Source organism: Symmachiella macrocystis (assembly GCF_007860075.1).
GTDB classification, from domain to species: Bacteria; Planctomycetota; Planctomycetia; order Planctomycetales; family Planctomycetaceae; genus Symmachiella; species Symmachiella macrocystis.
Window position 1 is genome coordinate 853,121 of sequence record NZ_SJPP01000002.1, and the last position, 16,434, is coordinate 869,554.

Annotated in this window: 14 protein-coding genes; 9 read left to right on the forward strand and 5 right to left on the reverse strand. The window is 54.9% G+C overall.

Going from position 1 to position 16,434, the window contains the following annotated elements; all coding sequences use genetic code 11:
- Positions 1 to 6 precede the first annotated feature (6 nt).
- The 9 genes from pgsA to CA54_RS21350 all read left to right on the forward strand — a co-directional run bounded on the left by pgsA (position 7) and on the right by CA54_RS21350 (position 9,180).
- Positions 7 to 627, forward strand: a complete 621-nt coding sequence (gene pgsA / locus CA54_RS21310) for a CDP-diacylglycerol--glycerol-3-phosphate 3-phosphatidyltransferase (protein WP_146372994.1) — start codon at positions 7 to 9, stop codon at positions 625 to 627.
- A 594-nt stretch (positions 628 to 1,221) separates the two neighbouring features.
- The gene (locus CA54_RS21315; protein ID WP_390817267.1) at positions 1,222 to 2,745 is read left to right on the forward strand and encodes an arylsulfatase; all 1,524 of its coding nucleotides are present in this window, start codon (positions 1,222 to 1,224) and stop codon (positions 2,743 to 2,745) included.
- A 237-nt stretch (positions 2,746 to 2,982) separates the two neighbouring features.
- Positions 2,983 to 3,942, forward strand: a complete 960-nt coding sequence (locus CA54_RS21320; RefSeq protein ID WP_146372996.1) for an AAA family ATPase — start codon at positions 2,983 to 2,985, stop codon at positions 3,940 to 3,942.
- Between the two features lie 10 nt (positions 3,943 to 3,952).
- On the forward strand, positions 3,953 to 4,873 hold the full coding sequence (locus CA54_RS21325; RefSeq protein ID WP_146372997.1) for a DUF58 domain-containing protein: 921 nt from the start codon (positions 3,953 to 3,955) through the stop codon (positions 4,871 to 4,873).
- Positions 4,870 to 5,334: a DUF4381 domain-containing protein gene (locus CA54_RS21330; protein WP_146372998.1), complete on the forward strand. Its 465-nt coding sequence runs from the start codon at positions 4,870 to 4,872 to the stop codon at positions 5,332 to 5,334. Before CA54_RS21325 ends, CA54_RS21330 begins: the two co-directional genes overlap by 4 nt.
- A gap of 21 nt (positions 5,335 to 5,355) precedes the next feature.
- Entirely contained in the window at positions 5,356 to 6,393 is a 1,038-nt protein-coding gene (locus CA54_RS21335) for a VWA domain-containing protein (protein WP_146372999.1), read from the forward strand.
- A gap of 122 nt (positions 6,394 to 6,515) precedes the next feature.
- Positions 6,516 to 7,331, forward strand: a complete 816-nt coding sequence (locus CA54_RS21340; protein WP_197532689.1) for a VWA domain-containing protein — start codon at positions 6,516 to 6,518, stop codon at positions 7,329 to 7,331.
- A complete protein-coding gene (locus CA54_RS21345; protein ID WP_197532690.1) occupies positions 7,328 to 7,912 on the forward strand; it encodes a tetratricopeptide repeat protein in 585 nt (194 codons plus the stop codon). The genes CA54_RS21340 and CA54_RS21345 overlap by 4 nt, the downstream gene beginning before the upstream one ends.
- Before the next feature lie 83 nt (positions 7,913 to 7,995).
- The gene (locus tag CA54_RS21350) at positions 7,996 to 9,180 is read left to right on the forward strand and encodes a BatD family protein (RefSeq protein WP_197532691.1); all 1,185 of its coding nucleotides are present in this window, start codon (positions 7,996 to 7,998) and stop codon (positions 9,178 to 9,180) included.
- A 224-nt stretch (positions 9,181 to 9,404) separates the two neighbouring features.
- On the opposite strand, the gene CA54_RS21355 is transcribed toward CA54_RS21350, so the two are convergent.
- The 5 genes from CA54_RS21355 to CA54_RS21375 all read right to left on the reverse strand — a co-directional run bounded on the left by CA54_RS21355 (position 9,405) and on the right by CA54_RS21375 (position 16,424).
- On the reverse strand, positions 9,405 to 10,097 hold the full coding sequence (locus tag CA54_RS21355) for an ABC transporter ATP-binding protein (protein WP_146373002.1): 693 nt from the start codon (positions 10,095 to 10,097) through the stop codon (positions 9,405 to 9,407).
- A 4-nt stretch (positions 10,098 to 10,101) separates the two neighbouring features.
- A complete protein-coding gene (locus CA54_RS21360; protein ID WP_146373003.1) occupies positions 10,102 to 11,319 on the reverse strand; it encodes an ABC transporter permease in 1,218 nt (405 codons plus the stop codon).
- Between the two features lie 31 nt (positions 11,320 to 11,350).
- Positions 11,351 to 12,127, reverse strand: coding sequence for a hypothetical protein (locus CA54_RS21365; protein ID WP_146373004.1), 777 nt, complete (start codon positions 12,125 to 12,127; stop codon positions 11,351 to 11,353).
- A gap of 935 nt (positions 12,128 to 13,062) precedes the next feature.
- Positions 13,063 to 13,341, reverse strand: a complete 279-nt coding sequence (locus CA54_RS21370) for a hypothetical protein (protein WP_146373005.1) — start codon at positions 13,339 to 13,341, stop codon at positions 13,063 to 13,065.
- Between the two features lie 734 nt (positions 13,342 to 14,075).
- Positions 14,076 to 16,424, reverse strand: coding sequence for a DNA translocase FtsK (locus CA54_RS21375; RefSeq protein WP_146373006.1), 2,349 nt, complete (start codon positions 16,422 to 16,424; stop codon positions 14,076 to 14,078).
- Between the last annotated feature and the right edge of the window lie 10 nt (positions 16,425 to 16,434).

Genomic DNA, 16,434 nt, shown 5'->3' on the forward strand with positions numbered 1-16,434 from the left:
GAATTTATGGCTACCACAAAACCGGAAAAGACGTCCTCTGCACCTGATAATCATCTCGGCCGAAATTCGTTGAATTGGCCGAATGCGATCACCATGAGCCGGTTGATCTTGGCGATCGTACTTTTTGCGCTGATTGACTATCGTGGGTATTGGAAGACGAGCGTCGTTGTCTTCGTGATCGCGGCTGCGACCGACGCTCTCGATGGATTCATTGCTCGCCGATACGGTATGGTGACCGTGCTGGGGCGGATCCTGGATCCCTTCGTCGACAAATTCATCATCTGCGGAGCGTTCATCTTCCTGTTGGCCAAATCCGGATCGGGGATCAATGCCTGGATGGTGATGATCGTGATTGGCCGCGAAATGTTTGTCACCGGTCTGCGAGGGTTTTTGGAACAACAAGGTAAAGACTTCTCCGCAGCCTGGAGCGGTAAAATCAAAATGGCCCTGCAGTGCGTCGCTGTTGCCGCCAGCTTAATGTCGCTGGCGCCCGAGATTACCGAATCGGCCTCTGCCGACCAGTTTTTCCTCCTCCGCGATATCCTATTGTGGGGTGCGATCATTTCCACGGTTTGGAGCGGGCTGATTTATATCGTCCGCGGAGCCAAACTGCTGCGTCAGGGGTGACTTTCACCCGATTCCCGGATTCCAAACACTCAGCGGCCGCACGCGCTACCAGTGTTTCGCAAGCATCGCGCAGATCTAATTTTGCACTAGCACTGCCGATTGCACCCCACCCCAAGTGTCATTTGTGATAATGCATGCGTGCTGTTGTTCGGCACATAGCTTGGCCATTAATGCGTTCTCGGTTCACCTGTTGACGAATTCTCTAGCCTTTACACTAGGCTCATTGCTTAAAAAACGCGCTTGTAACGTCTACAACATAACAGTGAATCTGGGGATAGACTGAAAGCTCGGGATTGCTTCGATTTTGTTTCAAACCCCAGCGAGGTAGGTCCTTCATACATCCTTCATAACAGGTACAAACTCTAAAAAGAGGAATAGCTCATTGAGCAATTTCGAGTAGTGATCGTACGCCCGTTGCATACCAGGGAACTTGCAACGGGACGGCATTCACGTTAGAAATATGACACTGTCCTCTATCCGCAGATTGGGCCAAAGGCGTATCACATCTAAGCACCTCTGGCAGTTGCAACAAAACTCATTTCTTTTTGGAGACTAGACGTCATGAGGTCCCTTATTCGTACCTTGTCGCTTTCCATGTTGGTCCTGACCGTGTTTGCGATCAGCGTATCTGACGCGCGCGCACAGGAGAAGAAGCCCAATATTCTCGTCATCTTTGGTGACGATATCGGGCAGACAAATGTCTCCGCGTATACGATGGGACTTGTCGGTTATCGCACACCGAACATTGACCGCATTGCCAGAGAAGGCACCATTTTCACTGACTACTACGCCGAGCAAAGTTGCACGGCTGGCAGGTCGACGTTTCTGACCGGACAATGCACCTACCGCACCGGACTTTCCAAAGTAGGCCTTCCCGGCGCCGAACTCGGCCTACAAGCCGAAGATCCTACAATTGCGGAGCTTCTCAAACCGCACGGTTATGCGACGGGTCAATTTGGTAAAAACCACCTGGGAGACCGCGACGAGTTCTTGCCTACAAATCATGGCTTCGACGAATTCTTGGGGAACCTTTACCACCTCAACGCCGAAGAGGAACCGGAAAACCGCAACTACCCCGTTGATCCTGCTTTCAGAAAAAAATTCGGTCCCCGCGGCGTGATCAAATCGAGTGCTGACGGCAAGATCGAAGACACAGGTCCGCTCACCAAAAAGCGGATGGAGACCATCGACGACGAGACGTCCAATGCAGCCGTCGACTTCATTGAACGGCAAACGAAGGCGGATAAGCCTTTCTTTTGTTGGTGGAATGCAACGCGGATGCACTTTCGCACGCACGTCAGGGATGAACTCCGCGACAAACCCGGTTTGACGTCCCGCACGGAATATGCGGACGGGATGCTTGAGCATGACGCCGATGTGGGCAAACTGCTCGACAAGCTCGATGAACTGAAGATCGCCGACAATACGATCGTGCTCTACACGACCGACAACGGTCCCCACAAGAACACCTGGCCGGACGCCGGACTGAGCCCGTTTCGTAATGAGAAGAACTCAAACTGGGAAGGCGCCTTCCGCGTCCCCTGTGCGATTCGCTGGCCTGGAAAGATTAAACCAGCCACCGTTTCCAATGAGATTGTCAGCGGGCTGGATTGGTTGCCGACATTTCTCGCCGCCGTGGGTGAAGACGATGTCAAAGAGAAACTCCTCAAGGGACATCAAGTCGATGGCAAGTCGTTTAAGGTGCACCTCGACGGGTACAACCTGCTTCCCTACCTCACAGGAAAAGAAAAGGAGTCTCCGCGGGAGTCATTCTTTTACTTTAACGATGATGGCCAAATCGTGGGGATGCGGTTTGAGAACTGGAAACTCGTATTCCTTGAACAGCGTGCCCGGGGAACACTCAAGGTATGGGCCGAACCGTTTACTACATTGCGACTCCCCAAAATGTATGACTTGCGCGCCGACCCGTATGAGCAAGCGGACATCACCTCCAACACCTATTATGACTGGCTGTTGGACCACGCTTTTCTGCTTGTCCCGGCGCAACAGTACGCTGGCAATTTCTTAGCGACTTTCAAAGATTACCCGCCGCGGCAGAAGCCGTCGAGCTTTAATCTGGACGAGGTCATGGAAAAGCTTTCAGGTGCAACGCACTAGCCCCTTTGTAGGTTGGAACCGGGCGTCTGATCAGGGCGCCCGGTTCTTGCTACATTGTGCCAGCACTGTGATCACTAATCCCGCAATCGGCGAAAAACAAGGTGGTGATTTTGCTGTCTTACGGATGTGCTGGTTGCAAGACCATGCAACCTCTCTTCGAGAGACTATCGTTTAATTATTATCGCCTACGACTTTGTAAATTAGGCGAAGCTCATCGATTTGTAGACGGAGTGTGGAATGGAGCCCCGTGAGGCGGTATTGAAAATCGCGGATGCCATGAACGCTTCGGTGATTGGCCAACGGGATGTTGTCGAGCGGATTCTCATCGCCCTACTGGCGGACGGGCATGTCTTGATGGAGGGTTTGCCCGGTACCGCAAAAACCCGCAGTGTGAAGACCCTTTCCAGTCTCGTCGAAAGCGAGTTCGGCCGCATTCAGTTCACCCCCGACTTGCTCCCCTCGGACGTGACCGGTTCGGAGATTTATCGAGAGCATACCGCTACGTTCGAATTTCAACCAGGACCGATTTTCGGCAACTTGATTTTGGCAGATGAAATCAACCGGGCGCCCGCCAAAGTTCAGTCGTCCCTTCTCGAGGCCATGGAAGAACGGCAAGTCACCGTGGCAGGTGAGACACACAAGCTGCCGGATTTATTTCTGGTGTTGGCTACACAGAATCCCATCGAACAAGAAGGCACCTATCCATTGCCCGAAGCGCAAATGGATCGCTTTTTGCTTTATGTTCGTGTCGACTATCCCGCCAGTGAAAACGAAGCGGCCATTTTGCGGCTGGTCCGTGGCGAGAAATCGGGAACAGCTGCGGCACCGATTTCGCCGATTCCACAAGACGTCGTTTTCGAAGCGCGACGGCAAGTGCATGCGGTTCATGTGGCCGAAGCGGCCGAGCGGTACCTCGTCGATTTGGTGCTTGCGACGCGCAATCCCGATCAGTATGAAGGGGAATTGTCCAATTGGATTCGCCTGGGCGCCAGTCCTCGGGGGACATTGGCCCTTGATGCGGCTGCTCGCGCACATGCTTGGCTGCAGGGACAAGATTTCGTTTCTCCCGACAATATCCGGGCGGTCGCTCCCGCCTGCTTGGCTCACCGCATTCACCTCACATACGAGGCCGAAGCGGCCGGAGTCACCCGCACCGAAGTCATTGAGTCCCTACTGAAAAACGTGGTGCCGGTTTGAGGCAAACCCTATGCAAGCACGCGTCACTGTCACATTAGAAGAATTAATGCTGCTCAAGGCGGATGCGCGCGGGTTTTCATTGCTGCCACGCCAACCGGCCGGCTCATTGTTATCCGGGCGACACGCTTCCCGCCTGCGCGGACGGGGACTTGCCTTTGCGGAGCTACGCCATTACCACCAAGGTGATGATGTTCGCACGATCGATTGGAAAGCGACGGCGCGGCTCCGCAAGCCGCACGTTCGTGTCTACAATGAAGAACGAGAACGTCCGGTCCTGCTCGTTGTCGATCAACGATCCAGCATGTTTTTTGGAAGCCGGCTGTCCATGAAATCGGTTGCCGCAGCGGAATTGGCCGCTTTAGGGGCTTGGCGAGCGCTCGATGGAGGCGACCGCGTCGGCGGTATTGTCTTCAATGACGAGGAACTCATCGAAGTCCGTCCGCATCGCAGTCAAACCCGTGTACTGCAGTTGTTGCATGTCATCGAACAATCCAACAATCAACTCACCGAAACGGAATTCACCGGCGGAGAAGCCACGCTCAATCGAGCCCTCAAACGTGCATTGCATGTTGCCAAACATGATCACCTTGTGGTACTGATTAGCGACCTCGACGGCGCAGATGACGAAACGCAACGATTGGCGGCATTGCTTTCCGCTCATAACGATGTCCTGGTAGTTGCCGTCTACGATCCGATGGGCATCTCCCTCTCCGGTTCGCCCGGAATGCTCGCGAGCGACTCGACAACTATTCACGAGGTCCCTGCGGGTGCGGAATTTTCGCGGCGTTTTCAAGACGCGTTTCAACAACGGTTGGATCAGTGGAAGGAGACCTTCCGCGTGCTGCGCGTTCCCGTGATGCCGATCTCAACCGCACATTCCGTCCCGGCACAAGTCCGAGCAATTTTGGGAAACCATCCCCACTTTTCATGAATGGCTCCGCCACCAGCCTTGATCGCTTGCACGATATCGTCGTGCCCCCACCGGTTCCCTGGTGGCCGCCGGCGCCCGGATGGTATGTGCTGTTCGCCCTATTCGTGGCAATACTGGGATTTTTCATGATTCGGGCATGGCAAAAGTGGCGGGCCAATGCGTATCGCCGCGCGGCGCTTCGAGAGCTGGATTCTGCGCATACGGCGGCGGCCATTTCGGAAATCTTAAGACGCACCGCGCTGGTCACGATACCACGAGCCACATTGGCCGGTTTGTCAGGCCCACAATGGACGGAATGGTTGGCCACGCATTCTCCAACTCCCCTGCCCCAGCAGGTCGGAGAACAGTTGGCCAACGAAATTTACCGTGATGCAGACGAGACGCACGACGTGGAAGCTCTGCGACACTATGCAACCAACTGGATCCGCCACCACCGCCGACCAGTACCAACCGACACGTAGTCCGGGACGACGTCTCTCAAAATGTTTGCATTCGACTACCCATGGATTTTTCTCCTCTTGCCGCTACCGTGGCTAATCCGCGCCTTCGTGCCGGCTCAGAAGGCCCATCAACGGGCAGTACGCGTCCCCTTTGGTGAGCGTATTGCTCAAGCCTCAGGCCGCAATGCCAACTCCGACGCATCGTCCGGAGCAACGCAAAGTTTGATCATCCCCTGCTTGTTGTGGTTGCTTGTCTTGAGTGCTCTGGCGCATCCCCAATGGATCGAGCCCCCGATCACTAAGGAATTTCCCACGCGCGATCTGCTGCTCCTTGTTGATCTCTCGGCATCAATGAAACAAAAGGATTTCACTAACGAGGCGGGGCAAAAAGTGGATCGCCTTGCCGCTGTCAAAGAAGTCCTGGGGGAATTCCTAGAGCGGCGCGACGGCGACCGCGTCGGTCTAGTGGTCTTTGGTGATGCCCCGTATCTCCAGGCGCCTTTCTCCACCGACTTGGATTTGTCGCGACGTCTACTCCACGAATGCCAAGTCGGCATGGCGGGACCACGGACCGCGTTTGGCGATGCCATCGGCCTAGGTGTGAGTCTATTCGAAGAGAGTCAAGCGCCAGCCAAAACGATGATTGCTCTCACCGACGGCAACGACACGAAAAGCCAAGTTCCCCCGATTGAGGCGGCACGTATCGCCGCACAACGGGGCATCCGCATCTACACCGTCGCCATCGGCGACGCGACCACGGTGGGTGAAGACAAATTGGACGAACAGGCACTGCGCGACGTCGCCTCCGCAACAGGCGGATCCTATTTTTTTGCAGCGGACCGTAAGCATTTGCAGGAGATCTACGCGGAGCTCGACCGGATCGAGACCAGCAAAGTCAAAACCTTCAGCCATCGTCCCCGTCGCCAACTGTATTATCTCCCACTTGCCGCCGGGTTGCTGTTGTCGTTGGTTCATACAGCCTATCTCCTGTTTTCATATCGCAGTTCCATTGCGCCGGTACAGAAAAACCTGGTGATTCGGGTCAATCCAGACACGGGCAAACTGGAGTTACAGAGATGACCCAAATATGGGCGAATTTTCACTTGCTGCGGCCCGAATGGCTGATACTGGCGCCACTATCAATTGGTTTGTGGTGGCTTTGGCAGCGGAGCCGGGACCCTTTGCGCGGATGGCGTGCGCAAATGCATCCGGATTTATTGAACGCACTGATTGTGGGTGAACACTCGAAGCGAGACCTGGCGCGGTATGTCTTACCCGTTGCATGGCTGCTCGGCATCATTGCGATCGCCGGCCCGACATGGAAGTTGGAACCGAATCCATTTGTTGAAGACGCTCAACCGCTCATGATTCTTTTGAACTCGGATAAGAGCATGCTGCAGACCGATTCCACTTCGACAACGCACATGGAACGTGCGCAGCTGAAAATTGCCGACCTCGCAAAAACGCGGAAAGGCCAACCGCTGGGGCTGATAGCCTACGCCGGATCCGCCCATTTGGTCCTTCCGCCGACAGCTGACACCGCAGTCGTCGCCGAAATGGCCGCGGAGATTAGCCCCGACATCATGCCCGTCCCGGGGGATCGTTTGGACTTGGCCATCCAGAAGGCCGCTGCATTGTTACGCGAAGAATCTCATGGGGGATCGTTGTTAGTCATCGCCAACACGGTCGCTGCAGATCCACAGACAATCGCTTCTGCAAATCAAACGGCCAGCCCCGTTCCGATTCAGTTTTTGGCGCTCGCTGATGCGGACTTGCCGGAAACTAAAACATTGCAAGATGCAGCAGAGCGACTAGATGCGAATGTTCAAGAACTCACAATCGACGACCAAGATGTTTCCGCCATCACCGAGTCTGCCGAAAGAAATGCATCCGCCGGCATCGCAGGCGAGAGTAGTCGTTGGCAGGAAGCGGGCTACTGGCTGACCCCACTCTTGGCGCTGGTTGTGGCATTATCATTTCGTCGTCGTGAATTGGCTGAAGCGGAGAAACCATCATGAGAGGATTCTGCATGGTCTTGGCAGTCTCATGGCTGGGATTGTGGTTCACGCCCGACCAACAGGGACAACGGCTGATGAGTCGTGGTGAGTTTGCCGAAGCGGCCAAACGGTTTGAAGATCCGCTGCGGCAAGGAGTCGCTTGGTATCGTGCTGGCGAATTTGAAAAGGCGACACAAGCCTTTTCGCGCGTCTCCTCACCAGAATCAAAATTCAATCTGGGGAATGCTTGGCTGATGCTTGGTAAATACGACCAGGCAATTGCCAGCTATGACGAGGTGCTCGAAAAGCGCCCCGATTGGAAAGCAGCTCAGGAAAACCGCGATCTCGCCGCAGCACGGGCGAAATTGATTCATGGCATAGGCGGCGATCTCGGAGACCAACGCGAGGGGGCCGACAAAGTCGTCTTCGATCAGGATAAGCCCCCCGGCGGACAAGAGACCGAGGTCACCGGGGCACAGGCGATGTCCGATGCGGCGATCCAGTCGATTTGGCTCCGCCAGGTTCAAACCAACCCGGCTGACTTTTTGAAGGCCAAATTTGCCTATCAACAAGCCGACGGCAAAGCTGGGGACGAGAAATGAGTGGGCGACGCCTCAGACAAACCATGTGTGGTCTCGCTGGCCTGTGTAGCGTGTTTGTATTCCTCCAGTCGGCGAAAGCAGATGTGAAACTCGTATACATTTCTGCCCCCGCGAAAAAAACATGGGTCGGCCAGCGAACGACGTTTTATGTCGAATTAAGAAGCCCCGGTCCATTTGTGGGCGCGGCTGGATTTTCCCTGCCGCAAATTCCACGATGCGTGATCGTCAAAGTCAGCAATCCGGTGGTCTCCTCCAAAGTCATCGAGGGCGAGACGTGGTTCATTCAAACGCACGAATTTGCCCTGTTCTCTCAAGCTGCGGGAGACATCGAACTTCCCAGCTTCGAAGTTCGCTTTACCAGCCGCAACGACTTCGACGGTCCGGGTATCGAGCATGTCGAAAAAGTGCCCGCAATGCGATTCACAATCCAGCGACCTCCCGACAGTGCCGACATCGGTTTCTTGGTGACCACCGATGAGATGACCGTCACCGAGACATGGCAGCCACAACCTGGGCCGTCCAACCGGGGAGCGATTTTCCACCGATCCATCACGCAAACTGCTGACCAGATGACAGGCATGGCATTGTCGCCGCCACCGACAGATGTGCCGAGTGGGATTCGGGTCTACATCGGAAAACCTGAAGTCACCGATAAAACCGAACGAGGCGCGTTCAGCGGAATGCGCCGGGACACGATCACATATGTACTTCAGCAACCCGGAACCTGGACTCTTCCCACCATAAAATACATTTGGTGGAATCCGAAATCCGAGCAGTACGGATCAAAAGTCTTGCCCGCAGTCACCTTCCAGGTCGCTGCCGCGCCGCATGAAGAGACCGTCAAGCAAGCCCCAGACCAAAATGGCCGATGGGGGCTGGGAGTACTGTTCGTAGCGGCGCTCGGTGGAATTCTCTTTTGGCAGCGAGCACAACTCGGAAAGTGGGCGCGCGCATTCTGGAATCGATTGAACCCGCCGGAACAAATGGCAGCCAGGAATCTAAAACACGCCTGCCGACAACACGACCCGCATGCCGCGGAGGCGGCGTGGCTGGAGTGGAGACTCAAACAGCCGACCGACTTTCAACCAGCCCCTCCACTTCGTGATGCCGCAATGGACTTACAACGCCACCTATATGGGCCCCTACCCTCTACCCCCTGGCAAGGGGACGCAATGGGGACCGCCTTCCGCAGACAACTAGCCACCAGTCCTGAGCAAACTGCATCACAACGAGTTGACTTGCCTGCGCTCAACAATGTTGCCGATTGAAACCAATTCCATAGACGATATCGGCTTCGGTCCTAGGAATTGCCGTTGAGCTTCTTGTTATTCCAAGATTCGAAACAGGAGCAATCTTCTCGGCGTGGGTACCAACACCTTCACTATAGCAATTGTAAAACCCGTGACCGCGTGATCTTGCTATGCAGTATCCGCAAAGACGCCCGGTCCGGGAACAGACACCGGCCGGGCGAATCCTTGCAGCACTGAGGTCCTTAAGCGGACTTCAAAACGGGTTTGCAGGGCATTTCGACGAGAACTCCCTCGGAGAGTTGCATCAACCGCTGTGCGGTACGTGCAGCGGCAATGTCGTGTGTGACCATCACGATGGTTTTCCCGTCTTGATTGAACTTCTCAAAATAAGACAGAACCATCTGCCGCGATGCGGGGTCGAGGTTTCCGGTCGGTTCGTCCGCCAGGATCAAATCGGGGTCGTTGGCCAATGTGCGGGCCAAGGCGACTCGCTGTTGCTGGCCGGTGCTCAATTCGCACGGTTTGTGATCCATCCGGTCCGCCAAGCCAACGCTTTCCAATAATTCCGTCGCTCGTTCTTGCTGCGCGGCAGGCTTTGTGCCTGCCAAAAACAACGGGACTTGCACGTTTTCGCGCGCTGTCATATACGGCACGAGGTTAAACGTTTGAAACACAAACCCGATCTTCTTCTGCCGCAAACGGGCGCGATCGACAATCGGCAAATCATAGACCGATTCGTCGTCGATCCACATCTTGCCGGTTGTGGGGGCCAACATGCCTCCCAGCAATGACAACAACGTCGTTTTTCCGCTGCCACTGGGGCCGATGATGGCCACGTAGTCTCCATCGGGAATTTCCAAATCGGTCTCTTGCAGCGCGGCGATTTCTTCTTGCCGTTTGCGATACAGTTTGCTGACCTGTTCGAGTCGTAACATGCGATCAAACCTCCTGGAAGCAAAGACAAGGATCAAGGCCTGCCGCACGGCGAGCCGGAAAGTAACTAGCGGCGAAGGAGACCAACATCGCGGTCCCCGCGGCAATCAGTGCCAACGACGGAATCGGCTGAACGGCGACTCCCGCAAAGTTGGGACCAAGGACAAGCGCCAAAACGCTACCCACCAGGTACCCGCCGATACCACCCACCAAGCCCAACAAACCAGCTTTGAACAGGAACAGGCGGGTGACGAAATGCGGCGTCGCTCCCAGTGCCATCAAGGTCCCGATTTCGCGACGGCGTTCCATCACATTTGCATACATCGCACTGGCCATGCTCGCACCGCCGACGGCGATCAAAATTGCCAGAAACAAATACGACAATCGCGTCATCATGCGATTGATGGAGACCTGTGTCTCGACGACATTGGCGATCGTCACGATTTTCGTATTGGGCAACATCGTGCTCAATTCGGTCACCAGTCCATTAGCGACATCCTCGCAACACCCCATCACCTCGATGACGTTGACGACTTCCCCCGCATTGGATAACCGTTGTACGGAGTGCAGATGGGCGAAGACACGCGTATCGTCGATGGTCCCGGTCGGTTCCAGGGCGGCGATCACGGTGAACGATTCGCCCAACAGCTCAATGGAATCACCCGTTTTTAGCCCGGTGTGGGCGGCTAGGTCCGCGCCGAGAATGGCATCGTTTTCCTGCAGATCCTGAATCGTGCGTCGACGTGCTAAGGCTTCCGGGGCATCGTCTGCCGCATTGGCCACGTTGATCTTGGCTTTGCAACCTATATGTTTTTTGAACAACTGGCCACCTTGCCAGGCAGCCATGGTTTGCAGATCGGCCTGAGGCATAATTCCCGTCAGCGTGGCAGATTTCTCCTGCAATGTAATCGGCACGCACAGTTTCGGCGACAAGCCCTCGACACCGGTCAGTCCGGCCATCGCCAATTCGGCCACATGCTCTTCGGGAATCGTTTCTTTGTGCATGTCGGCTGCGTAGTAATCTTGGAGCGTGACCCCTTTGGGCAAAACCAACACGTTGGCGCCCAAGGTATCCAGCTTGCCGGCGACTTCCTGTTCAGAGAAGACAGTAACATTGCGAATGGCCACGAGTGCGGTCACGCCCAGCAAAATCGCCAGCACGCTGGTGAACATGGCTGTCGGCCGTTCTCGCAACTCTTTCCAGATGATGGATGTGAGTGTCATATTGGAATCCTTTCCAGAGTTGGTTTCAGAGTTACGGCCGGCAATGTTTGCAGTTTTTGTCTCCACAGCCCTTTCCAGCGGCCCGTAGTTTGGAAATCAAGTGCGCCTTGGTCACGTTGGCCGGATACTTACCGAGCAGCACACCCGGTGGTGCCATGAAAACCGTCGTTGTGGTTTGCGACGTCCGCGGGATTTCCAATTCCTTGAGGAATTTCGTTTCCGCAGGATCGCTGACATGCATGTGCACGATTTCCGATGTGTTTTGATAACACGGGATCGATTTAAACTCGGTCACACCCGCCGGCGGGGCTGTTTGATCGTCGCCATGGACGCAAAGCAAAACGACCTTGCGGTTCTGCATCGCTAACATACAGCGGGTCATCGTCGGTGTGACAAACGCGTTGTCGATTTTGGTCGTGTCCAACACTTTGGCAAACGATGCAGTCACGGCTCCATTGGGAGCGACGGCAAGCATCAATGGCATCGGAGCACGGCTAACGCCGAAGCGCTTAACGATTGCCGCTTCTTCGGGAGCATTGACGCGCACTGCTACGGGATTGGCTTGTTGCGACCGATCCGCCAGACCGGCTTGTAAGTTCTTCCACATTGTGTTCGTCGCTTCATCCTGTTTTTTCCAGAACATGATGAACGAATATTTTTCCTGCTGCGAGCTGGCAGCAATGGAGGTTTCGGTCTTGCTGCGAGTTGCAATTTTCACGGGATCGGCCGCTTCGCATTGGGCCAATGCGCCGAGAATGCTTCCGCACGTCAAAATGATCCGCAGTGGTCCAAAGGGTTTGGAATTCATGGTGGTGACTTTCCACATTAATGGGAGTAAGGGGGGCTCTATTTTTTTCAGCGATTCTCGATTGAGCGGCGACTATCCGGAGAAATCTCCGCCCCCCAACATCAGTTGTGTGCGATTTAGAAGACGCGGGCTGAAGGGGATGACACTAACAAGGCATGTCCCACTGGAGGTCATCAAATCCCAGCGTCAGCAGCAGAGGGATCGCTGAATCGGCGCGCGATCGACCTCAAGTTCGCTAGAGAAGCAAAGGCAACGATATTTCATCACGGTTGGGGAGCGCTACGCGTGTCGTTTCAATGATTGTTCGAAAAGTCAACTGCGTGCTATCGACTTCCTGAAAACCCAACAAGGTCCCTTCTTCCGCGCCATTGCGCGGCAGACTGAACGTTGAAGTGACCCGTGCGGCCCAAATATTAGTGAAGCAGCAAGGACACGAATGTTGAGCGGGCGATTGCTGCGGCGCATGATGATGCCCACGACGATGAGGGCGCGGGCATTTGCAAACATCTTGGATTGTATGGGGAGATAACGTTCCAACCGCCTGCGGCGTTACAATCTCTGCGACAACCTCATTAGCCAGACACGCCGGACAGGGTCGCAGTATCAGCAGCAACATCAATAGGTGGAAAAACTTCATAGCTTGTTCGAGTCCACCGATCCGGTGGACCTCTTTCTTAAAGCCATATAACCAACAACGCGCGAAGGCTCTTCGAACCGCCCAATTCCGAGAAAATCGTGTGGACAATTTTCGCATCGATTCGAAGGCATTCGTTTGTTTTATCGACCTCTAATCCGCGTTTACTGAAGGGATTCCAACGATTCTACGGAACATGCGGATTGGCAATCAGTTACAAAAAAACAGCCACCCTGAGAAATCGGGGTGGCTGTTTTTGTTTGGGGATGCGAGTCTTGACTCGCAAGAGACGATTCAACGCTTAGGCAGCTTCAGAGAACGTATCGTCCAATTCGTCGTCGATTTGGGCATCGTCTTCGATTTCCGCATCGTCCATTTCTTCATCCTCGTCATGGATGAGGTAATAGATGCTGTTCAGAGCATCGTCGAGGTAAGCCTTGACGTTTTCACTGTCAACCGAGGCGATCAGTTTTTCCAGGGACTCCACGACGCGATCGACTTCTTCGCCGGAGATCTCTTCGTACTCTTCTTCGCCGTCGATTTCTTCGAAATCCATTTCGAGGTTTTGGTCTTCGGGCACTGACTGCTCCTTGTGTCGATTTCAGCTGAAACGGGGTGTTGGGGAATTTGCGAATAACACTATCGGCAATTTGACCGAGCGGGATGAAATCCTTTTCTCCGCACGCAAAATCACCGACAGAACAATTCGGAGCGGAATTCTCTCGAAAGTTGGGAATTAGTCAAGACGAACCTGCCGAATGACCAAACTTCGGGGCGCCAGCGTTTCGAGATAACATCGAATTTCCAGTTGTTGCCGCAAGAATCACTTCTTCAGAAACGGCAATAAGCCTGCGTGGTGGCCAATCATCTTCCAGGTCCCGGATTCCTTGCAACATACGCTGGTTGCCCGAATAGAGACCGTTTGAGGCACATCGACGTCAGAGGTGCGATTAACGCCCGCATAGCCCCCTGCCGTTCACAGTGAACTGTGTGCCATTGGAATGAACCGCAGTGAATACCCCTTGAGCAACCGTCGGGCGAGATCGATCGTAATGGCGACCTTCATTTCGGGTTTGGCCGCTTTAGCCTTGCTCCCGGAGGCGGCGTAGAGTGAGCCAGCTCATGCGCCGATCACTGTGACACACATCGTGATATGCGCAGAGAGAGCCTCGATAGTCCTCATCATGAGGCATCGTTAATCAGAAGGTGAGGCTAACAGCTGACTACCGGAATCTTATCGCGCTATCACGGCAACTGCCAATGAGCAGGGGCTGAGGAATCAATACAACGACGGCACACGACGAATACCGTCGATCACTCCGCCATCGCGTATTCGTCTTCCTCGACCCCTTCGACGATCGCTCGCCATTGTTCCGGAGTGTAGAGCACCTCGCGGGCTTGGCTGCCGTTGTAATCGCCGACGATGCCGTCTTCGGCCATGTAGTCGATCAGCCGCGCACCCCGCCCGTAGCCGATGCCCAGAGCCCGCTGTAACAACGAGACGCTACCGCGGCCTTCGCGGATGACGACGTCGATTGCCGATTCGTACAGATCGTCACGCTTCCGCATCGCTTCAATGCCACCAGTGGCGCCGCCGCCCGAGGTACTGATCTGCGCCAATTCCTGGCTGTATTGCGGTTCTTGGTCACTGAAGAATTCAATGACTTTATTCACTTCATCGTCGGATACAAATGTCCCCTGTGCGCGGGTAACCTTACTCGTCCCCGGTGCGAGATACAGCATATCGCCATTACCCAACAACCGTTCGGCCCCCATTTCATCCAACACGACGCGGCTGTCGGTCTTGCTGGCTACCTGGAACGAAATCCGGGCGGGCAAGTTTGATTTAATCAAGCCGGTGATGACGTCCACAGTCGGCTTTTGCGTCGCCAAAACGAGGTGGATACCGACCGCCCGCGATTTTTGCGCCAGGCGAATAATGTGTCCTTCCACGTCTTTGCCGGAAGTCATCATCATGTCGGCCATTTCGTCGGCGATGATCACGATGTACGGCATTTTATCGGGAATGTTGTGCGCTTCTTCCGATTCGGGGTCTTCACCGATCCGGTTGAGCACCTCTTCCTTGCCAAGTTTATTGTAGCTATCCAAGTGACGCACGCCGCAACGAGCCAACAAGTCGTAACGTTCTTCCATCTTGTCGACCGCCCAAGCCAGAATTGCTTCGGCCTTTTTCATGTCGGTGATCACCGGATGCATTAGGTGCGGCACCCGTTTGTACGGGCTGAGTTCGACCATCTTGGGGTCGATCATCAACATCTTGACCTCCGCCGGGCTGCGGGTCATCAGCATCGACAGGATCAATGTATTCAGGCAGACGCTCTTACCGGTTCCGGTCCGTCCAGCGATCAACAAGTGCGGCATTTTTGTTAAATCGACTGCCAGCGGGCGTCCGCTGACATCCTTGCCCAAGAAAATCGGAATACGATGTTTTTCCGTTTGCTCAGGCGAGGACTCAATCAGTTCTCGCAACCGCACCATGACTTGCTTGTCGTTGGGGACCTCGACACCGACGGTGTTTTTGCCCGGGATCGGCGCAACGACACGAACCGCCGGGACGCGCAGCGCCACCGCCAGATCATCGGCCAATGAGGTAATCTTGTTCAGCCGCAGTCCTTTTTCCAGTTCCAATTCAAACTGCGTAATCACCGGTCCGGTGTCGATTTCTGAAACACGAACATTCAGGCCAAATTCCTGAAACGTCCGCTCCAGCACAGCCGCCGCTTTGCGGGCCTTCTCCGAAAGATATTCAAACGGAAAATCGTCCGCGTTTTCCAACAGGCTCGTCTCGGGCAACGCGACCTCTTCGACCGAGTCCGCATTGGCATCGAGCTTGACCATCAGCCGATCGCGATCGCCGACCGCTGAAACGGGCGGGTTGATGCGAATTGGTTTACGCGGTTTTTCAGTGTCTTCATCGGCTTCGTCTGTAAAGGGATCTTCGACGCTTGCTTCTTCTTCCACGGCATTGGCCGCCGCATGAGTTTCCAACTGCTCTTCCCAATCCTCGTCCGTCTCCATTCCACGACGCCGAAACGGTTCGGCAATTCGATTTGCGAATTTCTTGCTGCTGGAGAAACGGGACACGAGATTCAATCGCCCCCAAATCTTGCCCGGTCCGGATTTCAGTAGCGTCATCAGTCGCAGGATCAACCCGTCACAGACCAAAATCAATCCAGCCGCCATCCCGGTGGCCACGAAAATCATCGTCCCCCCCGTGGAAAAACGACGGTCCAACAACGTATAGCCCCATGCCCCTAGATAACCGCCGCTACCGACGGCAGGAACATTCCCCAAGCCAATGCTGATCGTACGAAAAGCGACCGACAAGGAGAGCAGGATCAAACCGAAACCGGTCGCACGGACGTAGGGATCCGAAAAGGGACGTCGCGCAAGCAAACGCACATCCAACACCACCAGCCCGACCACCAGCGCATAGGCGGACAGTCCCATGACGCTAAAGAGCATATGGGCCAAATGGGCTCCCGCGATGCCACAGATATTGCTGGCATGTTCGTGGGGCGGATAGACGTTCTGCCCCGGGGCATCAGCCGGGTCATAGCTGACAAGGCTGAGTGCCGCAAAGACAGTGGCCGCCAGCATCGCCAGGGCCGTCAGGTCGGTTCTCAATCGTGAAAAATTCATCGGACGCTTC